This window comes from Prevotella veroralis (assembly GCF_018127765.1).
Lineage (GTDB): Bacteria > Bacteroidota > Bacteroidia > Bacteroidales > Bacteroidaceae > Prevotella > Prevotella veroralis.
The window spans coordinates 369,919-391,685 of the sequence record NZ_CP072330.1; the positions used below are offsets into that span (position 1 = coordinate 369,919).

The window sequence follows — 21,767 nt, forward strand, 5'->3', positions numbered from 1 at the left end:
GGGACAGACGCCCTCGTCTGTCCGCCAAATCGCATCTAATTCGTAACGAACTCCCCCTTCTTATGCGGACAGACGAGGGCGTCTGTCCCTACTTTTTGGTGCCACTTGAATAGAAAGAAACCTATCCAGATTAGCTTCCATTAGGCACTCCTCCCCTCTGGAGAGGATGGGTGGGGTTTCCGGACGAGGACGTCTATCCCTATTTCTTCGCATTGTTTAGGGGATATATCCACTCATCTAAGGAGGCAATAGGAAGCTGGCGGAGATTTCTTAAAGTGTTCTTTGCTCAATAAGATGACCTGTTTGCACTCCTTGTCTAATAGGCTTCCGCATTCTTTCTCCCTATCTTCCAGTCCCTTTCCCATGCGTCTTGTGTCTTTTTCATCTATATCTTTTATTAGTCTCATCGTGATGAAACTAGTGTCTCATCATGATGAAACCAGTGTCTCATCGTGATGAAACCAGTGTCTCTTCACGATGAAACTAATTTTATGTGCGTGTGTAAATGATGCGCAACACGTCAGAAAGAAATGGGGAACGGGTGATAAATAATGCTGAAACAGGTGGAAAACGATTCGCAAACGGGTGAGAAAGATTGGTCAAACCTGTTAAATAAAGGGGCTCTAACCATACATAACAAGGAAGTTAAAGGATGGATAACTTACTTGAATATACAAGTAGAGGCACTCTTTAACTTCCTTGATTATATGTATCTGCAAGTGTCAAACAGGCTTATACGTACAAATAAGACTTACAAATACTCCCTCTCTTTCGCACTAATCTTACGCTTCCTCCACCTGTGTCTTCGGCCAATTAACGAGATAAAGGTGCTCCGTGGCACGGGTGAATGCTGTATAGAGCCAGTGGATATAGTCGGGAGTTAGCATCTCATCGGTCATATATCCCTGGTCAAGATAGATGTGCGCCCACTGCCCACCTTGTGCCTTATGACAGGTAATAGCATATCCGAACTTCACTTGCAAAGCGTTGTAATAGTCATCTTCACGTATCTTCTTCATACGATCAGACTTCAGTGGCACATCGGCATAATCTGCCAGTACTTGTTGAAAGAGTTGTTCGTTCTGTTCGTGTGTTAGTGCTGGTGCTTCCGTTGTGAGCGTATCGAGGATAACGATCATATCCTCCTCGGTATTGTCGTAATCGGGGAATGATAAGGTAACATCGGCAAAGCGGAACCCATAAAGCTCCCGCACATTACGAACACTACGCACAATAGCACGGTCGCCATTGGCTATGAAGGAAAGACCTTCCGCTTGTTTCTCTTTATACTTATTCTTCACCACCATCAACATATCGCCCGTTGTCAATTCCTCTTCACGCCCTAATACCATATTACGAATACCCTGATTGAAGATATTGGCACGCTTATTCGACCGTGTGATAACCATAGTTTCATCTATTCCTACTTCTGCATAACTCGTTGAAAGGCTTTCTATGAGTTCATCACCAGGTACGATCGAGATGTCGGCAAAGCCTTTGAGGCGAATCTTGGGTAGTGCTGTTGCTTGGTCGTGGGTAATCATTTGCCGAATGATGGTGGCATTATAAAGGATACCAGAGTCTTGGCTCTGACGGAGAACTTCATTCAAATCACACTCATAGACCTTCAAGCCATAAGCAGCTAACACGTCAGCACGTAAGGCGGGACTCTCGGCTTCACCCACAGGGGGCAACTGCGCCTTATCACCAATCAGCAACATTCGGCAGTTGCGTTCGTTATAAACAAACTGAATGAGGTCGTCTAACAAGCAACCACTCCCAAAGGTGGAGTTCACGGAGGTTAGACTTATCATCGAGGCTTCGTCTATCATGAACAAACGATTACGATAGAGATTCGCATTAAGGTTGAACTTTCCATCCAATCCAGCGAACGTTCGCTCTCGATAAATACTTCGATGAATGGTAGCAGCAGGTTGACCAGAGTTTAAAGAGAATACTTTTGCTGCACGACCAGTAGGTGCGAGAAGGCTTATCTTGTATTGCAAGTCTAAGAGCGTGCGCACAATAACACTTGCTAAGGAAGTTTTGCCCGTACCAGCACTACCTCGGAGTATCATCACACAACGCTCATCGCTATCGGTCATAAAGCGTTCGAAGACATCAAGGGCATGCATCTGGTCGTCGGTCGGATCGAACGGGAAGTTACGAAGTATTTGATACATTAGTTCGTTGGACATGTGTCTTACCTTTATCGTTTCCTTATGTTATAATCATCTATTAGAACGACAAAGATACTATATTCTTATTACATCACACCTCTTTTCCCTTCTTTTCCTTGCCCATTCCATTTAATCTTATTACCTTTGCGCCCGTTGAGTGAGGATTAACTTATAATAATGATGTTACAAACAACGAATTTCAATCAAGCTAATGTTTGCGCCTTATATAATAAAGGTGTAAATGCACGTGCCGTTGCTTTGGATTCTTTAATATCTAAATACGAGAAAAAGATGGAGAATTATTTGGTAGTTCCAGATATTTGTATACTCTCTCTCTCTCTCTCTCTCTCTCTCTCTCTCTCAGAGCAGGCGTAAACTACACATTTTTCTTCTCTCATACGCGCGCGAAGCGTGCCGTAAAGCTAGTAAACAAAGGACTTTTCGTAAGTTTCCTTTGTTTGTTTTTTCGTGTCCATCATTGAGAGGAAAAGATCAAAATAAGAAGAGTTTATGAACGAGATAACAACTATAGTGAGTAAGTAAATCAAACAAGTTTACCTACTTAAAGTATTAATCATTAATTAAATTTGCAATATGAACCAAAGACAAGAAAGAACTTATGTTAAGCCGCTGACTACATTAGTAGATGTAATTGAAAATGAGTGTATTATGGCAGCATCAGGAACAACAGCAGAAGGCGGACACGTTTCTGCTGGTGATGACGAAACGCTGCATGCGAAAGGCTTTAATTTCTTTAGTGATGAAGAAGATAATTATACAAGTGAGACTACTGAGAAGAGAAAGTAAGAAGTAAATTAAGACAAAGCAAAATGAAAATGAAATGCCAATATTTGTGGGCTTTGCCAGTTTTAGCCCTATTTACATTAGCAAGTTGTTCTAATGACGACACTGCACAAGAGAATAATGGAAAGCAGAAAGGAACGCCTGCGGGAATGACAGAGTTCGCTGTAAAGGAGGCTACAACCCGAACCATGGGTGTTTATAGTGGTTCTGGTATAGACTTTTATTGGACACAAGGCGACAAGTTGTGGATTAACAATACTTCGTCTCTAGTTCAAAGTTCAGATGATGATATCACAGGCAAGGCTGCTACTGCCAAGTTCTATTTTACAGGTACATACAATGCATCTAGTTACCCTGTACGTTATACCGGAAAGGGAAGCAATGCAGGCGACAAGGTAACGATAAAGGCCGAACAGAAACAAGCTACTCCCAATGATGGTTCACATATTGGAACAGATGGTGATTGTGGTACGGCAACGGCAACAAGAGGTGCTGATGGGAAGTACGGATTCACACTTTCTCACAAGGCGTCATACATAACATTCATACCTTACTACAGTTATGAATTTGCAGAGGATGTAAAGGTTACACAAATCAAAGTAACCGCTGACGAGGTACTTGCAGGAGAGTTTAATTTCGATGATAATGGGCTTGATCTTGCGTCACGTACTACCGTAGTGAATCCAGGAAAGAGCATTACGCTTGAGTTAAATGGTGGCACCAACAATGGATTCACAATTCCAATCAGCCCCGATTATACCAAGAATGCTGCAATAATGGTACTTGCTCCAGGCACTTATCACAATTTCACAGTGGAATATAGACTCTACGATCAAAAAACATTGGTTTATGGAACCGTCTCAAAGAATTATGGTCAGCTTACTTTCCACGCGGGACAGAACAAGAAAGTGGTAGCTGATTTGCCAGTCCCGAACTATGCGAAAAATAGATTCTATATGTGGGATGCGGCTGTAGGGCAAAACGCATGGAAGAATTACGAAAACTATCAGCCTATCCTTAATGAAGGATTGGACAGCCATTACCCTACAGCAAGTACTGATGCACGATGGTATAATCCAGTTCTGCTCCCAACTAAAGCTTCTCGTTCGGCAAAAGATTGTCCTAATGCCAACGAAATGTTATGGTACCTCATGTATGGCGATCCTCATTGGGATCCTTCTATTTGGTCAACTATGAAGCATTTGTATGATGGTGGTATGTGGCTGAAGAAACGTAGTGTCATTGCAGCAGATCAGCATATGACTTTGCAACAGCTTAAGGATGCTGCTCCTGGTGGAACAGATTTTACAAAAGTTTATCCTTCTTACCCAAATATATATACGGCGTATGTTAAAGACAACACGAATGTTATATTGGGTAAACCTTCCAACTCGTCTGACTATATATTCTTGCCAACTACTGGTTTCTACCATGCATATGATGGAAAATTACGATGCGTTGGAACTAGGGGATATTATTGGTCAAGTACGCCACGTCCCGTTGGAGGCTTAAATGCTTACAATCTGTATATTCAGAGAGACAGAGTGCATGTCGGATATGGTGACCGAACAAATGCACATTGCTTGTGGCCTGAATAATATATTGTAGTATCTTTAGGATAAGGTGTGTCAAAAGTCAAAATTTGACACACCTTTTATTTTTATAGTCGTTGTATCACTCAAAGAATTCCAGCATATTCCCCGAAGATTTCTAATCTATTTGCGATAGTCAAAAAGCCATTCATAAGAAACTCAAAAAATTGTTCGCGAACTCTTTTGAATGTTTCTTATTATTCCTAAAAGTTCCCCATACTTTTGAGGGGAAAAGCTGTTGTTGTGAACGATACAAACTGATGGCATTTGCTTTCAACAAAGAATGATATGTCTAGTAATTTTGTCTTCTTAAAGCAAGGGGTTCAAGGCCAGATGTTTTTAGATTTTTTATTTGCTTATATTCTAAAAAAAACGTACTTTTGCCACCACTCACGTAATAAGAAATTCTAAATCACACATTTATATCTATGAGTTTGAAAATCGTTGTACTTGCTAAGCAGGTACCAGACACAAGAAACGTGGGTAAAGATGCGATGACAGCTGAAGGCACGGTGAATCGTGCAGCACTGCCAGCGATCTTCAACCCAGAAGACCTAAACGCTTTAGAGCAGGCCTTACGACTGAAAGATCAAGACCCAGATGCCTCTGTTGGTATTTTGACTATGGGTCCTCCACGTGCTGGAGAAATTATCCGACAAGGACTTTATCGTGGTGCAGATACCGGTTGGTTACTTACCGATCGTAAGTTTGCTGGTGCCGACACCTTGGCTACTTCTTACGCCTTGGCTACAGCCGTAAAGAAGATTGGGGATGTAGACATTATCATTGGTGGTCGTCAAGCTATTGATGGCGATACGGCACAGGTGGGTCCACAGGTTGCACAGAAGTTAGGTCTTAATCAGGTTACTTACGCTGAAGAGATCCTAAAGGTTGAAGACGGAAAGGCAACTATTCGCCGTCATATTGATGGTGGTGTTGAGACGGTTGTAGCCCCATTGCCAGTACTGATTACTGTTAATGGTTCTGCAGCTCCAGCTCGCCCATGTAATGCTAAGCTCGTTATGAAGTACAAATACGCTACATGTCCTATGGAGCGCAAGGGTAATGAGCCTTGGGCTAACCTCTACGAAGAGTGTCCTTACCTCACTTTGAACCAATGGTCAGTTGCTGACGTTGATGGAGACGAAGCTCAATGCGGTCTTAGTGGTTCGCCAACAAAGGTGAAAGCAGTGCAGAACATTGTCTTTCAAGCTAAGGAGAGTCAGACGCTAACAGGCTCTGATGAGGATATTGAAGGACTTGTTAAGGAACTATTAGGAGAGAAGATAATTGGGTAAAAAAGCCTCTCCCCCAACCCCTCTCCGAGTGGAGAGGGGAGTGGAATGTACTGTTTGCTATTAACATACATAAAGGTGAGGCATCATATAAATATTTAAATCCCCCAGCAAGTGAAACATTTCACTCCCCTCTCCATTACTTCCCTTCGGTCAGTGACCGTTGGTTCGGAGAGGGGGCGGGGGTGAGGCGTATGAACAACGTATTTGTATATTGCGAAATAGAAGAGACCACCGTACAGGAGGTTTCGCAGGAGCTATTGACTAAGGGTCGTAAGCTCGCTAATGAATTGGGTGTTGAGTTACATGCCATTGTCGCTGGTAGTGGTATTAAGGGGAAGGTGGAAGGTCAGATTCTGCCTTATGGAGTAGACAAGCTCTTTGTCTTTGATGGTGAGGGACTATTTCCTTACACATCTGCACCACACACAGACATCCTTGTTAATCTCTTCAAAGAGGAGAAGCCACAGATTTGTTTGATGGGTGCAACGGTGATTGGTCGTGACCTCGGTCCTCGTGTATCATCATCATTGACAAGTGGTCTGACTGCCGATTGTACACAACTAGAGATCGGTGACTACGATGACAAGAAAGCTGGCAAGCATTATGAGAATCTGCTTTATCAGATTCGTCCTGCTTTCGGTGGTAACATCGTAGCGACGATTGTCAACCCAGACCACCGTCCACAGATGGCAACGGTTCGTTCTGGTGTCATGCAGAAAGCACTCTATGAGGGTAAGGCAAAGAATGAGGTTGTCTATCCTGATGTTGCTAAATATGTGCCCGAAGTAGACTATGTTGTGAAGGTTATCGACCGCCATGTCGAACCAGCACAGAACAACCTGAAGGGTTCTCCTATCGTTGTTGCTGGTGGATATGGTGTTGGTTCAAAGGAAGGTTTCGACTTGTTATTCAAGCTCGCAAAGGAACTTCATGGTGAGGTTGGTGCCAGCCGTGCTGCTGTTGATGCTGGTTGGGTAGACCACGATCGCCAGATTGGACAGACAGGTGTAACCGTTCACCCAAAAGTGTACATCGCTTGTGGTATCTCTGGACAGATTCAACACATTGCAGGAATGCAGGACAGCGGTATCATCATATCTATTAACAACGACCCAGACGCCCCCATCAATGCCATTGCCGACTATGTTATCAATGGAACTGTTGAGGAGGTGGTGCCTAAGTTGATAAAGTATTATAAGCAGAATAGTAAATAACGGCCCCTCCCCCGGCCCCTCCCCAAGAGGGAGGGGAGTGAAATGTACAGAGGGATATTGAAAGGACAGAAGAGGACTATTCTACTTATATTCAGAAGACGTTATAGGCTGACACGCAATCAACCATGAGCGAGGACAGGAGAAAGAAGAAGTTGGGTTATGAAACCTCATCACCTGACAGGTATCATATCTTGAAGGACTATGCAAAGGAGAATCGAAAGAAGATGACGCTTGCAGAGAGTATCCTTTGGAACGAGCTAAGAGGTATGAGGGGTGATTGCCACTTCAGAAGACAACACCCGATCGGCGACTTTATTGTCGACTTCGTATGTCTTTCTCACAACTTGGTTATAGAGGTTGATGGAGCTTATCATAATGAATCTCAGCAAATGATAGATGATGCGATGAGGACAGAATGCCTCAACGACATGGGATTCAACGTACTTAGATTCACGAATGATGAGATTTGCACGGAACTTGATAACGTCACAGAACAAATAAACGATTTTATAAACAAAGAATAAAGAAGACCCCTAACCACTAGGAACAGAACATTCTACTCCCCTCCCTTTGGGGGAGGGGAAAGGGGGAGGGGTCGCTACACTTTTAATATGGCAAATTATTATACTGACCACCCAGAGATAGCGTTTCACTTGAATCATCCATTGATGAAACGCATTGTAGAATTGAAGGAGCGTAACTACGCTGATGCCGCTACACACGCTGATGCACCAGTAAACTACGAGGACGCTATTGAGAATTACAAGCGTATCCTTGACATTACGGGAGACATCACAGCAAACATCATCGCACCTAACTCTGAAGCTGTCGATCAAGAAGGTCCACACCTCATTGATAACCGCATGCACTATGCAAGCAAGACGCTTGAGAACATCCAAGCCACTCGTCAAGCTGGTTTATGGGGCGTATCAATGCCACGCCAATATGGTGGATTGAACCTTCCTAACGTCGTATTCTCTATGTTATCAGAGCTTATTGCAGCTGCTGATGCTGGCTTCCAAAACATTTGGTCATTGCAGTCATGTATCGACACGCTCTACGAGTTCGGTAATGACGACCAACGCCAACGCTATATCCCACGCATTTGTGCAGGCGAAACCATGTCAATGGACCTCACCGAACCAGATGCTGGTTCCGACCTCCAGCGCGTTATGCTCAAGGCTACCTTCGATGAGAAGGAGAACTGCTGGCGACTGAATGGTGTGAAGCGATTCATTACCAATGGTGATTCTGATATCCACCTCGTCCTCGCCAGATCGGAAGAGGGCACACGAGACGGACGTGGCTTGTCTATGTTCATATACGATAAGCGTAATGGAGGCGTTGATGTGCGTCACATCGAGAACAAGCTCGGTATACATGGTTCGCCTACTTGCGAGCTTGTTTACAAGAATGCAAAAGCAGAACTATGTGGCAACACACGCATGGGACTCATCAAATACGTTATGGCATTGATGAATGGTGCTCGACTCGGCATAGCCGCTCAGTCGGTTGGTCTTGAGCAAGAGGCTTACAACGAGGGATTGGCATACGCAAAGGAACGTGCGCAATTCGGCAAGAAGATTATCACCTTCCCTGCGGTTTACGATATGCTCTCTCGCATGAAAGCGAAGCTCGACGCTGGTCGTTCGCTATTGTATCAGACGGCTCGTTACGTTGATATCTACAAGGCATTGGAGGATATTGCTCGTGGCCAGAAGCTCACTCCAGAGGAGCGTCAAGAGATGAAGAAGTACACAAGACTGGCTGACGCTTTCACTCCACTAGCCAAGGGTATCAACTCTGAATACGCTAACCAGACTGCTTACGACGCTATCTCTATCCATGGAGGCTCTGGCTTCATCATGGAGTACAAGTGCCAACGCTTGTATCGTGATGCGCGTATCTTCTCTATCTATGAGGGTACAACGCAACTCCAGGTAGTAGCTGCTATTCGTTACATCACCAACGGCACCTACCTTTCTATCATGAAGGAGATGCTCGAGGGCGAACTCGCTTGCGACTGCATGAAGGCTTTGCGCGATCGTGTTGCTCGTCTTGTTGAGCTTTACGAGGAGTCAATCGAGAGAGTAAACGCTTATGATAATCAGGATGTCCACGACTTCCTTGCTCGCCGTCTGTACAATATGACAGCCGATATCATCGGTTCGCTACTCTTGATAGAAGATGCTTCTAAGGCACCAGAGTTATTCAAGAAGTCGGCTAATGTATTCGTTCGCATGGCAGAGGAAGAGGTGATTGGTCACGCTTCTTACATCAAGTCATTCGACCCAGCAGACCTTGCTAACTTCAAGGCTATGGACGATGAACCTGCTGAAGCATAACCATTAATACACAAGAAACGTCTAACGGGAGGATGTGTCATTACATTTTCGACACATCCTCCTTACCTTTATTATATAACTAAACACACACTATGATCCAAGAGGAATACAATCAATTAGATTACAACTATATTCACTGCGCTGGTACGAACTGTCCGAAAGCTAACAGTTGTCTGCGCCACACAGCCTACACCATGCTCCACACGAACACAAATGAGCATTACACCTTAGCTAACCCACAGGTGATAACGGGCAAGCAGCCCTGCCCTATCTATGAAGCCGACCGCAAAGAGCGTTTCGCATGGGGCATCTCTCGCATATATGATAATGTGCGGGTTGCCGATATGGATAGTATCAGAAATGAGCTCATCTACACCTTCGGACGAATGGTGTATTACCGCATGAAACAAGGAAAGAGAGTGATTACAGAGAGCGAGCAACAGACTATAAGAGATGTCTTCAATGATATGGGATATAATGGAGCTGCCATCGAGTTCGACCGCTATGAGGAACAGTATCCTCGACTAGTAAAGCTTTACACATCTGCATAATAATTCTTTCGCACTTATAGGATGCACCAGTATCATCAGGGTGATATTCCAGTATCATCAGGGTGATATTCCAGTATCATTAAGACTACCAGTGTGTCTTTACGCTCAGAGCAGAAGTATTTCTTCCCAACTCTTTTGTCAAAAGTGTCGGTATAAGAGTTACTTATAGCTCTATTAAATAGAAATAGTTGTGAAGACAATAAATTTATCGTATATTTGCAATGGAATTATCCTTTACTTTATAATGAGATTCTCACAATGCTAAACAGAGTTGTCATAGATGGATATAAGTCTATTCGTCACATAGATTTAGAATTAAAGCCAATCAATATTCTGATTGGTTCAAATGGTGTGGGTAAAACAAACTTTATATCTTTCTTCAAACTAATAAACATCATTTACGAGCAGCGATTGCATAATTACACGATGCAGAATAGTGCTGAAAGACTATTCTATTATGGACAGAAGCACACTAAGGAGCTGAAAGGGTATCTGGAGTTTGGTGATAACGCTTATGGAGTAACACTCCAAGCACGAGACAACGGAAGTCTGTTCATTGCCGAAGAACGAAGCTACTATCAATCAAGACCTAACCATGTTTTTAACATAGATGAAAGTCAAATCAAAGACTCAACGGCTTATAGAGATAAATGGCTGAGAGAGTATCTTCAAAGTTACAAGATATTCCATTTCCATGACACAAGCAAAGATGCGCCATTAAGAAGTAGCGCAAATGTCAATGACAACCGCTATCTCAATACGGATGGTAGTAACCTCCCTGCATTCCTCTATATGCTACAAGAGAAATATCCCAAGACACTGAAACGAATAGAATTAACTGTCCGCTCTGTCATGCCGTACTTTGGTAACTTCTCCTTAGCACCATCACGACTTGACGAAAGTCAAATCAACTTGCAATGGAGCGATATGGAATATAGCGAGAAGTATTTTGATGCCAAAGATTTATCAGATGGTAGCATACGCTTCATAGCCCTTGCCACTCTCTTGCTACAACCAACCCTCCCTAAAGTTATCATCATTGACGAACCAGAACTAGGACTGCACCCGACAGCTATTGTCAAGCTGGCAGGTATGATAAAGTCAGTAGCTGCTAGGGATTGTCAGGTTATCATATCCACACAGTCGGTAAACCTTATCAATAACTTTGATGCAGACGAGATTATCACCGCAGACCACAAAGACAAGCAATCTTCTTTCAGCAGATTAGATAGCAACGCCTTACAAGGCTGGTTAGATGACTATTCTTTAGGTGACTTATGGACTAAAAGTGTTATTAACGGACAACCAACATTACTATGAAACGACTGGTAATAATTGTAGAAGGTGAGACAGAAGAGAGTTTCGTCAATAACATACTTCGTCCCTTTTTCTATTCTCAAGGACTATATAATGTCATACAATGCTTTAAGACGAAACACTCCCACGGTGGAATATCCAAATACTCTTACATCAAAAAAGATGTTCTAAATATCATTTACGAGAGTGATGTGGTAGTGTCAATGATGATTGACTTCTATCGCCTACCATCAGACACCCCCGGCTTCAGCGAATCGACAGAGGTACAAACCCACAAGGAACAAGCTGATTTACTTGAAGCGAGAATGAAAGAGGATTTAGAAAATAGCCAGAACCAAAGGTTCGATAACTTTATTCCTTATATTCAACTTCATGAGTTTGAAGCTTTAGTGTTTGCGTCCATCAATGGTATCACCGACTTGTTTGAAAGGAACGAAATGAATTATGACGGACTAATAGATGTCATCCGACAATATCCCAACCCTGAGGACATTAATAACCTTCCTGATACAGCTCCTTCCGTACGATTGAAGAAACTAATTTATGGTTACAACAAAGTTGTTGATGGAATTAATATTATCACTACAGCGGGTATGTCTGTACTGTTGGAGAAATGTCCTCGATTCAAGGATTGGGTAGAACGCATGGAAGCAGCACTTAGAGAAGAATAAAGATAACTGATAGGAGTGAAATAAAACATACGCCTTTATGGTGATATGCGAAATTATCTCTATCTTTGCAGCACGTACTTAAAAGGAAAGAATATGAAGAGATATATGCAAGCAAGCCTATTATTAATGGGCTTCCTAGTGGTTCAATCAACCACAGCAATGGCGCAATGCCCTATCAAGGAACGGATTATGAATGGTGAGGGAGAGGCTGATTCGACATCGCAAGTAAGATCTGCTCCTGCACTGGCAAGCTACACGTTGGTTATTTTCTTCGATAAGAAGAAGGGCAGCAAACCACTGATGAAGGCGATCAAGACGAGCGCATGTACGGTGCTCTACAAATACAAGGAATCTAATGGAGTAGCGATTAAGGTGCGCGAAGGATGGAATATTGACAAAGCTATAGCCTACTTCAAGAGCGTGAAGGGCGTTCTAAGTATAGGCGTGAATGGTATCATGCAGCCCGAATAGGCATCTGTAACGTTCCAACAAACAATAAGGTCAGGCTAAAAACATAGCCTGACCTTTCTTTGTTAGATGGTAGATAGCACGTGATTAGATGGTAAGAGGACACGTGATTAGATAGTAAGCGAGTGCATGATCACTTCTTCTTTGGATTGACATTGAACTTCCATGCGAGCGAGAACATCACATATCGGGGAATACTATTGTGCCAAGTCTCCATGCGCCCTTGCTCATTAACGGCATAGCTTGTACTCCTCAACTGGTGGAGCATATCGAACGCCTGCAACTTAGCCAACAAATGATTGTTGAAGAAGGAACGTGTGAGTTGTGCGTTCCAGAGCCAATCTGACGTGTTCATCTCTGCTTGCTGATAGCCTCGACGCATAAAGACTGTCATGTCTGTGACCAACTGGAAATACCAAGGAAGTGCTAAGGTCGTATTCAGTCCCACGTTATAGTCGCCTGCATGAATTGCCTCGAAGCCTGTGCGCTTGCTGGTAATAGAGTAATACTTCACGCCTCCGTGCAAGGCAAACTCTGCATTGTCATTGGCTCGATAATTCAACTTCAATGTGTTATCGAGTATCACATTCCCCACTATGCTACGCTCGTTTCCCGTGCTACCCAGCGTCTGTGCCATATCCACAGAGTGCCTATATTCTGCTGCGAAGTTGTTATCAATCGTCAACCGATTGTTCTTATCCAATGCACGTGTGAAGTTGAAACTACCATTAATATGCCAGTTACCATTCACACTAACGGGTAGGATGTGCGACACGGAGGTCGTTTTATCATATTGCAGACGGTATGCTACAGCGTTATCCGTCTGATTATAGCTCGCACTTAGGCTGATACTCTGTTGGTGCTGACCGCGGAATGTCACATTACCCGTCACATAGTACTTATGAATGTCACGCAACTTGCTATTGCCCTCACGCACATATAGCGGATTGCTATCGTCTCGGTAAGTGGTAAGAAGCGTCATATCGGGGAAGTCCGAACTCATCCCCATGCGCACTGACCATTGACCTTGTTTCTCCAAAGAGAGCATAGGTTCGAAGAATGTCCGCTGTCGACTGATGTGCTGCATGCCCATTCGTTCATAGTTCAGACTGGCATGCAAGAGGCGAATGGGTACTCCCACACGGAACTCGGCACCGAAGAGTAGGCTCTTTAATGACGAATAAGACAGATTGAAGAGGTGCTCATGTCGACGCTCGCGATACTCATAAGTGTTGTTACCATCCAATGCGCCCGCCATCATCAAGGCTGTTGATGGTGGGAGATTATCGAGCGAATAAGGTCCAGCACCTATCCTATCGAGTCGGTAAAGGAGGTTATTTGCCTTGTTAAAGTTATAGATGTACTTGTATTCTGGGGTCACACTGCGGTCACGATAGTTCCATGCATAATACAACCCAGCCGTTAGCTTGAGGTTCTGATTCGGTGTATTGAGATAGCGCACACGCTTATCTGCAGGTAAGGCAGCCGTTGGGTATTGCAAGTCGGACGATGATAATGAGCGATTCAGGTCTCGTGTGTAATACACCAGGCTTGTTACTCCGAGCATGTCACTCATTAACACCTTCCATCCCACACTATTATCGAATGCGAAAGCGTAGTGCTTTACATCGTTACTCTGGCTTTCCATCAGTCGGCTCAACAATGAATTATGTACCGAGTCACGCTGGTTATCTAATCCCCAACCCGTCTTCTTCTTATAAGACGCAGCCAGATTCGATGTCACATAATAGGCATCCTTTACTAAAACTAACATATTGATTGCTTGCCACGACGTACTACTATTCCGCATATTCGATACCGCCTTGCGATAGGAGTCGCCATCGGGTAAGAAGGTTTGTGTGTTCGTCTTCGTTACCAAATTATCGTTCGTATGTTCCCAAGTGACATCACTTTGGAACCAAGAGATCGGTGAGCCCAAGGGGCGCATATAAGAGAGTCCTGCTGTCTTCGTCGTTGTTAGTCCGTCAGAAACATCCTGCGGCGACCATTCCCCATCAAGTCTTGCCCGCTGATTATCGTTTAGGTTGTTCATATTAAAGTATGTCCCGATACGCTCCTTATCGGAGAACTTCAGGAGAAAAGCACGTGTCTTATAACGGTGTTGAGTGCCTGCTCCAGCCTCAAAGTTGCCCATGTAGCCCGTAGCATACTCCTTCTTCAGTCGTACATCCATTGTATATACCTTGTCGCCCATGTCTTTTCCCATCATCTGTGACTTCTGTCCAGCCTTATTGAACACCTTTATCTTACTTACCGTGTAGGCTGGCAGGTTCTCCAAAGCCATCATTGGGTTACCAGAAAAGAAGTTATTGCCATTGACCAATAGGCTCTCTACATACTTACCATTGACATATATCTGTCCATCCTTCGTCAGTTTCGCCCCCGGCAAGCGTGCTACTAAGGTCTCCAGCATGCTCCCTTCAGGCAGATTAAACGCATCGGCATTATAGACGATAGTATCTTTATTGATAACCATCTTCAGCTTTGTCGCCTTCACCATGACCTCTTTTAACTTGTGCACCTTATACATATAGATGGCTCTCACGGGTATATAGAACTCGCGTTTGCTCTTCAGTTCGCAATTCATGTAGGCATCTTGATACCCTTCTGACACTGCATGAACAATGTAATGACCCTTTTCTGTAACACCGGGAAAGAAATACTCCCCAGAATAAAGCGTCTCGCCGCTCTCTGGATCCTGCTCTGCTTTGGTTGAAACAGAATCTATCACAATGCTATCCGCCGTCATCAAGTATAACTTCACGGGTAGTCCTTTCCCCGTAATAGCGTCTTGCACTAATCCATTCACTTGATAACGATACTTCTGTGCATGGGCTGATAAGCATATAAACAGCGCACAAATCATAACAAATAGGCTTCGAACTCGGTTCTTAGTCATAAACTTTAGGTTGATTATTAGACGTTTGTTAAGGATTTATTGAATATCTATCCCATAGGTATAGACCTATTATTGGCATAGACATAAGAATTGATTGCAAAGGTAAGATTATTCTTTCATATTGCAAGCATTCCCCCTTTAAATATAAATCTTTAACACCTTCTATTTGGTAAAAGCCTTGGGAAAGGTAAAAAAGTAAATGACTAAAGAGGTAAAATAGTTATTATTTCGGTTGGATATAGTGCCACAAAGTAGGGACAGACGCCCTCGTCTGTCCGCCAAAACACAGCAAATAAAAGCCTCCCCAAGCCCCTCTAAAGGAGGAGATGTTGCCTAACAGGATGTTAATTAGGGATTTATAGGCGGACAGACGAGGGCGTCTGTCCCTACTTTGTGATACCAATTTGGCTAAAAAGAACCATCCAAATTGGCTTCCGTGAGGCACTCCTCCCCTTGGGGGAGGCTGGGAGGGGTTTCCATTCGAGGGCGTCTGTCCCTACTTTGTGATACCAATTTGGCTAAAAAGAACCATCCAAACTGGCTTCCGTGAGGCACTCCTCCCCTTGGGGGAGGCTGGGAGGGGTTTCCATCCGAGGGCGTCTGTCCCTACTTTGTGGCATTGCTTAGACACGAGGTAGATTGTGGCTGGAAACAAAGAGAGGCTTTCCTTGATGTGAAGAGACGCCTTCTTCGCATCAAGGAAACGCCCTCTTCATATTGAAGAAAGCCTCTCCTTCTTTACAGTCTCCTGTTCGTTGCTAACTAAGCACTGCCTCGTTACAATGAACAAAACAAAAAAACTACACGGAGAAACACGCTATCTAAGATTTAATGTGTATATTTGTTGCCGTCAAAACAATACTTATTAATCTGAACAAACAACGTTATTAACTATGATACCATTCAATCGTTTCGCATCCACAATCACATTAGCTCTCACCTTATCTGTCGGTGCTCATGCACAGTCAACGAACTTGGAAAAGGACGTAGAGAGTTATTTCTTGCAAGCATTAAACACCCAACTGACCACGGAAGTGGCTGACCGAAATGCTTTCACCAATGCCCCTACCTGTGTAACCCACCTACAACAAAGCATCAAGAACAAGGATATTCCTCACTATCAAGAGATGGTTTGGAAGGCTTGGCAAGCAGCTAATCGGGCACTGAAGGAGCAGAAACTCATTCCTGCAGAGCCTTTACAAAATGCTAATCAGGCATCATGGGACTTGCCACAAGGATTAGAGTCTAACGCAAAAATGCCTTATTACTATGGAACGAAAGGTACAAGTGATAAGCCACTACCGCTCTTTCTCTATCTACATGGCTCTGGACCAAAGGCGCAGGAATGGCAGAATGGAATCTTACTTGCCAAGTCGTTCAATGATTCGCCATCGTCTTATTTCATCCCACAGATACCCAATGAGGGCGAATACTATCGTTGGTGGCAACTTGCCAAGCAGTTTGCTTGGGAGAAACTCATCCGCCAGTCGCTCGCAGAAGGAGCTGTCAATGCTAACCAAATATATGTCTTTGGCATATCAGAAGGCGGTTACGGAAGTCAGAGATTAGCCTCTTTTTATGCCGACTATTGGGCTGCAGCAGGTCCAATGGCTGGTGGAGAACCATTGAAGAATGCGCCAGTTGAGAATTGTGCCAATATAGGTTTTTCATTCTTAACAGGTGCTGATGACACTGGATTCTATCGTAACATCTTAACCCATTACACGCAGGTTGCCTTCGATTCAGCGCAACTCTCTCGTCCACTCTCCGCTGACCAACAGCCTATCTTCCGCCATCGTGTACAGCTCCTACCCGGTATGCAACACCACATAGACTATAGACTCACCACACCATGGTTGCGCCAATTCGTTAGGAATCCATACCCTAAGACGGTGCTATGGGAGGACTTTGAGATGGATGGAAGGCATCGTTCAGGCTTTTACAACTTACAAGTTTTGAAGCGTCCATCAGCCCTTCGCACCTATTATGATATGTCTATTCAAGGGAATGTGATTACTCTTAGCATACAAGATGTACGCTATACAACAACCGAGAAAGAGCCACAATGGGGCATAGAAATGAAGTTTAATCGTTCTTACTCGGCGGCTCAAGGAGGGAAACTACGTATCTATCTCAATGACAAACTGGTAAATCTTAACAAAGAGGTGACAGTGATCATCAACGGAAAGAAAGCTTTTCAGGGTGTTGTAAAGGCTAATCTAAAGGACATGATAAATAGTTGTGTGGAATATTACGACCCCTATCGTGTGTTCCCAACAGCCGTAGAAGTGAGTTATTGAGACTCTCTTTTTCATATCAAGGAAACACCATCTTCATTTGGAGAAAGGCACATCCTTAATCAATTCAGTTACCACAGAGTAGAGACAGACGCCCTCGTCTGTCCGCCTTTCAAGCCAGTTGTAACACTCCGTTAGGCAACATCCTCTCTTTGGGAGAGGCTTAGGGAGGCTTTTCTTGGTCGTGTCTTGGCGGACAGACGAGGGCGTCTGTCCCTACTTTGGGTCTTCGGCTTCATTTAAATAGAGCGGCATCTTGATGCAAAAAGGACACCCTTTTTCCTTTCTATCTATTTGCTTTTCTGCTGCAAAATACTTACTTTTGCGGGCGAAAATAGGTAAAAGAGAATTAGATAACAATGACTATAAGACTATTATCAAGTTCCTTGTCAGTGCTGTTAGGTTGTGCCCTCACGAGCTGCAATGGGCTGACAGGAAAAGGAAAAGACGTTGACTCGGATAGCATAAAGCCTGCTATCGTGAAATACTTAGTGCCCGGCTATAACCAAAGTAACAATACAGACATGTATTATATAGGTGATGCTACGAGCCAAGACAGCATTACACTCTATTCATATCCTATGCGCGACGATACGATCCATGCGTCAGGAGCAGACAAAATGATGGGTGATGGACTTAATTTCGCTGGTAACGTTGTGCGTGCGAAACTATCAAAGGACAAGGAGGGACACTACATTATTGAAAGTATCAACAATGTTGATGCACGCTTCACACACACGTTGGCAAATATCATAGGTACGTGGAAGACTGAAACTAATAAGCAAGGAAAGGGAAAAGAAGGGGCTAACGAACTAACACTCTATGGTGATGGGCATGCTAAAGGAGTGTATGTTAGTTGGGAATTTGCCGAACCGCCAGCCAATGCTCATACACAACTTGTCATTCTCCACACCAATGATGAGGATGCAGAGGACGACACTTTGACCATCAATTTAGATGAGTTAACGATGGGAAAGTATAAGAAAGTAAAATAGAACAAAGCCCCCTGACGGTTACTGCTGAGGGTTTTGTTCATATATAATCAAGCCAAACTCATGCGCATAGGCATAAACATGTTCGAGAATATCTGACGTTGAATGCTCATAAGGAATCCAATCTTTATTAGATAAGAAGAAGTAAAACTCGATAGGAACTCCCGCCTGTGTCGCATCTAATTGACGCAAGAGTAAAGGCATCTTAGGGTTTACATCTTCTCGTTTGGATAGGTAATGTTCCATGTAATGACGGAAGAGTCCGACGTTTATAACCGATCCCTTCAATTCGTTCTCCTTGACATATCCCTTCTCAAGGAGGCTCTTCTTGAGATCATCATCAGCAATTCTTATACTGCGAACATCAAAGTAGACGACCTTCTTCACACGACGTCCTCCACCCTCTAACATATCTTTCCAGTTGAGGAAAGTGCCATTTACCAATGTTAAAGGAGATACCGTTGCGATGGAATTATCGCTTTGTTTCACTTTAACAGTGGTCAGAGTGATGTCTTGGACAGTACCATCAAGACTGCCATCAGGCATTGTTATCCAGTCTCCAATGTGTATCATCTCATTGCTGGTGAGCCTAACTCCTGCGACAAGACCATCAATTGTGTCCTTAAATACTAACATCAAGATAGCAGATGTGGCTCCTAAACCAGCAAGAAGGGTCATTGGACTGCGATTAATGAGTATTCCCACAACCACAATAGCAGCTATAAAGATGGTCAATATCTTTAAGACTCCACAGAAGGACTTAAGGTATTGGCTCTTAGAACTGCTTGGTTTCGTATTTAGATAACGCAATCTGTCAATGATACCAACAGCAAGCTGTGTGGTAGCAATGGTGAGATAGACCGCAGTCAGACGTGCCAAAGCCTCTTGAACTACGGGGATTTGATAGAAAACAAGTGGCATTAACTTCCATATAACGAGGGCTGGAACAATGCGACAAGCTATCTTTAAGACCTTATAGTCAAATATTACATCATCCCATTTAGCCTCTGTTCGCTTTACAATCTTCAGTATTAAAGGTACAAAGACATACCTACAAATAAGCTCAGCAACGAGTGCCAGCAACAGAGCTACCACTGTTAACAACACATGACGCAGTACTGGGACAGCATGACCATGCACTCCCAATGATAGGATAACATTCTCTACAAAGATGCGAATCTGCTCTAGTACGTCATTTAATAAGTGATGAGGAAGTTTCGGCAACATAGTTATTTGCATTTAAATGAAGGGTTATTGGCACAATGCCACACATATCTTGTTTTGGAAACGACGCATTGGTGAATGGGTCATTCCACCATTATTAATAATAGAGAAACATATCAAATGCCCGTTTGAAGCAGTGAGATAACCAGCCAAGGAACTAACTCCTCGCACTGTACCAGTCTTGGCTCTCACGTTGTTTTGAGCACTCGTTCCACGCATCCGCCTACGCAGTGTGCCATCAACACCAGCGATTGGTAAGGCTTCATAGAGCGCATTATAAATCTCTTGATTGCGATAGGCATGACGCAAGAGTTGGATCTCTAACTCTGCACTTACATAATTGTAAAGTGACAAACCAGAGCCATCTGCCACATTATAATCACGTGGATTCAATCCGAGACGACTGAAGAGTGCATTCTCATAGTTCCTCCCTTGCTTAGCAGAACACCAACGAACTCCACCGCTCGCAGCCAACTGGTAGAACATAGACTCTGCATAGAGATTATCGCTGACCTTTAACATTCTGTGTAAGACCTCACGTATAGAATGAGTATAGGTAACGATCAATGACGCATTAGAGGGAACTTGTCGTTCATCGGTGAAACCATCGACTGACACGCCAACAGTACGTAGTTTGCGAAGAAGAACATCTAAGAACTCATCCTTCCTATCAATCAATAAGGGTGTAAGAATAGGATTCTTATCATCCCAGCACCACCCTTCTCCAAGTCTGTCTTTATCTTTGAACGACAGATCAGCATAGACATTACCCTCAATACAAGTGATTCCCAACTGTCGAATAGAGTCTGCTATCGCCGACAGATCACCGGATGACAACATCGGATCCATGCCTCCCAAACAATAGAGATCACCGTGTAGAACCTGTGTAGAGTCATTGATTGTTCCTGTATAATAAATGCGTGTTTTGAAATCATAATCAGCTCCTAACTTATCCAAAGCAGCAATAGCTGTGACGCACTTCATCGTAGAGGCGGGGCGAAGATGGAGTTTCTCACGGAACTGATAGACGGGAACATCATCAGTTAAGTCCCATACCATGACCGAAGCCTGCACCGTTTCAAGGAGTGGACTACGCATGATTCCATCCAAACGATTCGTTATATTCTCCTTCCAAGAGAGGTGGCTATCAGTGGAGAAAGCCGGTATAATGCTATCTGTATCTTCGTCTTCTTCCTCATCAACATCATCACTTTTCGGTTGAACAACAACCGCCTTGGGATGCAAAATATTGGCTATCTCCGTACTATCAAGATATACTTGCGCATGAACCTGTAGGCTCAATACGACACAAAGAACCAATGCCGATAAATATCTTAACTTCATTCTTCGTCCTTTCTCATTATCATTCGCTTGGTAAGTACAGCCTGAAACGAGTCGACATTATCAGGTTGTACGCTAATGGTATTGCCATTTACCAATTCAATTAATATATAATGTCCAATGTGAAAAGCAAAGGGATGCTTCCCAAGTGACCGAATATCACTGATAGAAATAGACTTTGTTAGTCCGATACGTCCCGTCCTAATGCGTAATTGGTCATCGTCAGTAAGAACATAACTGGTATGTATAGCACGGTCGACAGCACGAAGAGTTACCACGATAAGAACGAACCCTAAGACTACCATCACACTACTGGTTCGATGCCACAAACAGAAGAATGCACCAAGACCAAACACTAGTATCGCTCCTAAATCATTTATTGTTACTTTATGTTGGAATGTTCTCATACAGAGTGCAAAAGTACAAAATAAAAGCCTTTGTACGTCAATATATTACCTAAAAAGATAATGGCAACCAATATTGGTTGCCATTATTAGAGGGGAAAGTTATTGGGCTTATTAGCCTAATTGGGCTAATAAGGCTAATAAGACTA

At 43.5% G+C, this 21,767-nt stretch carries 17 protein-coding genes; 12 read left to right on the top strand and 5 right to left on the bottom strand.

Features of this window, described 5'->3' with window-relative positions; translation table 11 throughout:
• Positions 1-782: 782 nt before the first annotated feature.
• Entirely contained in the window at positions 783-2,198 is a 1,416-nt protein-coding gene (locus tag J5A55_RS01500; RefSeq protein ID WP_004382374.1) for an ATP-dependent DNA helicase, read from the bottom strand.
• 576 nt (positions 2,199-2,774) lie between these two features.
• On the opposite strand from J5A55_RS01500, the gene J5A55_RS01505 reads away from it, so the two are divergent.
• The 10 genes from J5A55_RS01505 (at position 2,775) to J5A55_RS01550 (ending at position 12,443) form a co-directional block, all read left to right on the top strand.
• Positions 2,775-2,987 carry a hypothetical protein gene (locus tag J5A55_RS01505; RefSeq protein WP_004382377.1) on the top strand — a complete coding sequence of 71 codons (213 nt, stop codon included), beginning with the start codon at positions 2,775-2,777 and terminating at the stop codon, positions 2,985-2,987.
• A 23-nt stretch (positions 2,988-3,010) separates the two neighbouring features.
• On the top strand, positions 3,011-4,582 hold the full coding sequence (locus J5A55_RS01510; RefSeq protein ID WP_004382378.1) for a fimbrillin family protein: 1,572 nt from the start codon (positions 3,011-3,013) through the stop codon (positions 4,580-4,582).
• Between the two features lie 422 nt (positions 4,583-5,004).
• The gene (locus J5A55_RS01515; RefSeq protein ID WP_004382380.1) at positions 5,005-5,874 is read left to right on the top strand and encodes an electron transfer flavoprotein subunit beta/FixA family protein; all 870 of its coding nucleotides are present in this window, start codon (positions 5,005-5,007) and stop codon (positions 5,872-5,874) included.
• A 191-nt stretch (positions 5,875-6,065) separates the two neighbouring features.
• Complete coding sequence (locus J5A55_RS01520; RefSeq protein ID WP_004382381.1) at positions 6,066-7,088, top strand: electron transfer flavoprotein subunit alpha/FixB family protein; 1,023 nt, start codon at positions 6,066-6,068, stop codon at positions 7,086-7,088.
• 125 nt (positions 7,089-7,213) lie between these two features.
• Positions 7,214-7,612, top strand: a complete 399-nt coding sequence (locus J5A55_RS01525; protein ID WP_004382382.1) for an endonuclease domain-containing protein — start codon at positions 7,214-7,216, stop codon at positions 7,610-7,612.
• Between the two features lie 87 nt (positions 7,613-7,699).
• Positions 7,700-9,433 carry an acyl-CoA dehydrogenase family protein gene (locus tag J5A55_RS01530; RefSeq protein ID WP_004382383.1) on the top strand — a complete coding sequence of 578 codons (1,734 nt, stop codon included), beginning with the start codon at positions 7,700-7,702 and terminating at the stop codon, positions 9,431-9,433.
• Between the two features lie 92 nt (positions 9,434-9,525).
• Positions 9,526-9,984 (top strand): DUF6078 family protein, encoded by a 459-nt coding sequence (locus tag J5A55_RS01535; RefSeq protein ID WP_004382384.1) that lies wholly within the window; start codon positions 9,526-9,528, stop codon positions 9,982-9,984.
• Between the two features lie 258 nt (positions 9,985-10,242).
• Positions 10,243-11,304, top strand: coding sequence for an AAA family ATPase (locus J5A55_RS01540; RefSeq protein WP_004382385.1), 1,062 nt, complete (start codon positions 10,243-10,245; stop codon positions 11,302-11,304).
• A complete protein-coding gene (locus J5A55_RS01545) occupies positions 11,301-11,972 on the top strand; it encodes a DUF4276 family protein (RefSeq protein ID WP_004382386.1) in 672 nt (223 codons plus the stop codon). The genes J5A55_RS01540 and J5A55_RS01545 overlap by 4 nt, the downstream gene beginning before the upstream one ends.
• Positions 11,973-12,065: 93 nt before the next feature.
• A complete protein-coding gene (locus J5A55_RS01550) occupies positions 12,066-12,443 on the top strand; it encodes a hypothetical protein (protein WP_004382388.1) in 378 nt (125 codons plus the stop codon).
• 130 nt (positions 12,444-12,573) lie between these two features.
• Here the strand turns inward: J5A55_RS01550 and J5A55_RS01555 are convergent, their stop codons facing one another.
• Positions 12,574-15,360 carry a porin family protein gene (locus J5A55_RS01555; protein ID WP_004382390.1) on the bottom strand — a complete coding sequence of 929 codons (2,787 nt, stop codon included), beginning with the start codon at positions 15,358-15,360 and terminating at the stop codon, positions 12,574-12,576.
• Positions 15,361-16,253: 893 nt separating this feature from the next.
• Here J5A55_RS01555 and J5A55_RS01560 point away from each other — a divergent pair.
• The gene (locus J5A55_RS01560; protein WP_004382395.1) at positions 16,254-17,660 is read left to right on the top strand and encodes a hypothetical protein; all 1,407 of its coding nucleotides are present in this window, start codon (positions 16,254-16,256) and stop codon (positions 17,658-17,660) included.
• A 356-nt stretch (positions 17,661-18,016) separates the two neighbouring features.
• A complete protein-coding gene (locus tag J5A55_RS01565) occupies positions 18,017-18,652 on the top strand; it encodes a hypothetical protein (protein ID WP_018910554.1) in 636 nt (211 codons plus the stop codon).
• A gap of 18 nt (positions 18,653-18,670) precedes the next feature.
• Here the strand turns inward: J5A55_RS01565 and J5A55_RS01570 are convergent, their stop codons facing one another.
• Genes J5A55_RS01570 through J5A55_RS01580 form a run of 3 tightly spaced genes read right to left on the bottom strand, consistent with a single transcriptional unit; the run spans position 18,671 to position 21,621 of the window.
• Positions 18,671-19,888, bottom strand: coding sequence for a mechanosensitive ion channel family protein (locus tag J5A55_RS01570; RefSeq protein ID WP_004382397.1), 1,218 nt, complete (start codon positions 19,886-19,888; stop codon positions 18,671-18,673).
• A gap of 12 nt (positions 19,889-19,900) precedes the next feature.
• Complete coding sequence (gene dacB, locus J5A55_RS01575; protein WP_004382398.1) at positions 19,901-21,217, bottom strand: D-alanyl-D-alanine carboxypeptidase/D-alanyl-D-alanine endopeptidase; 1,317 nt, start codon at positions 21,215-21,217, stop codon at positions 19,901-19,903.
• Complete coding sequence (locus J5A55_RS01580; protein WP_004382399.1) at positions 21,214-21,621, bottom strand: PH domain-containing protein; 408 nt, start codon at positions 21,619-21,621, stop codon at positions 21,214-21,216. Before J5A55_RS01580 ends, dacB begins: the two co-directional genes overlap by 4 nt.
• Positions 21,622-21,767: the final 146 nt, after the last annotated feature.

Coding starts and splice junctions, on each gene's coding strand:
- J5A55_RS01530 (WP_004382383.1), top strand. CDS start 7,700: ATGGCAAATTATTATACTGACCACCCAGAGATAGCGTTTCACTTGAAT.
- J5A55_RS01500 (WP_004382374.1), bottom strand. CDS start 2,198: ATGTCCAACGAACTAATGTATCAAATACTTCGTAACTTCCCGTTCGAT.
- J5A55_RS01550 (WP_004382388.1), top strand. CDS start 12,066: ATGAAGAGATATATGCAAGCAAGCCTATTATTAATGGGCTTCCTAGTG.
- J5A55_RS01555 (WP_004382390.1), bottom strand. CDS start 15,360: ATGACTAAGAACCGAGTTCGAAGCCTATTTGTTATGATTTGTGCGCTG.
- J5A55_RS01510 (WP_004382378.1), top strand. CDS start 3,011: ATGAAAATGAAATGCCAATATTTGTGGGCTTTGCCAGTTTTAGCCCTA.
- J5A55_RS01565 (WP_018910554.1), top strand. CDS start 18,017: ATGACTATAAGACTATTATCAAGTTCCTTGTCAGTGCTGTTAGGTTGT.
- J5A55_RS01540 (WP_004382385.1), top strand. CDS start 10,243: ATGCTAAACAGAGTTGTCATAGATGGATATAAGTCTATTCGTCACATA.
- J5A55_RS01525 (WP_004382382.1), top strand. CDS start 7,214: ATGAGCGAGGACAGGAGAAAGAAGAAGTTGGGTTATGAAACCTCATCA.
- J5A55_RS01570 (WP_004382397.1), bottom strand. CDS start 19,888: ATGCAAATAACTATGTTGCCGAAACTTCCTCATCACTTATTAAATGAC.
- J5A55_RS01560 (WP_004382395.1), top strand. CDS start 16,254: ATGATACCATTCAATCGTTTCGCATCCACAATCACATTAGCTCTCACC.
- dacB (WP_004382398.1), bottom strand. CDS start 21,217: ATGAAGTTAAGATATTTATCGGCATTGGTTCTTTGTGTCGTATTGAGC.
- J5A55_RS01505 (WP_004382377.1), top strand. CDS start 2,775: ATGAACCAAAGACAAGAAAGAACTTATGTTAAGCCGCTGACTACATTA.
- J5A55_RS01520 (WP_004382381.1), top strand. CDS start 6,066: ATGAACAACGTATTTGTATATTGCGAAATAGAAGAGACCACCGTACAG.
- J5A55_RS01580 (WP_004382399.1), bottom strand. CDS start 21,621: ATGAGAACATTCCAACATAAAGTAACAATAAATGATTTAGGAGCGATA.
- J5A55_RS01545 (WP_004382386.1), top strand. CDS start 11,301: ATGAAACGACTGGTAATAATTGTAGAAGGTGAGACAGAAGAGAGTTTC.
- J5A55_RS01535 (WP_004382384.1), top strand. CDS start 9,526: ATGATCCAAGAGGAATACAATCAATTAGATTACAACTATATTCACTGC.
- J5A55_RS01515 (WP_004382380.1), top strand. CDS start 5,005: ATGAGTTTGAAAATCGTTGTACTTGCTAAGCAGGTACCAGACACAAGA.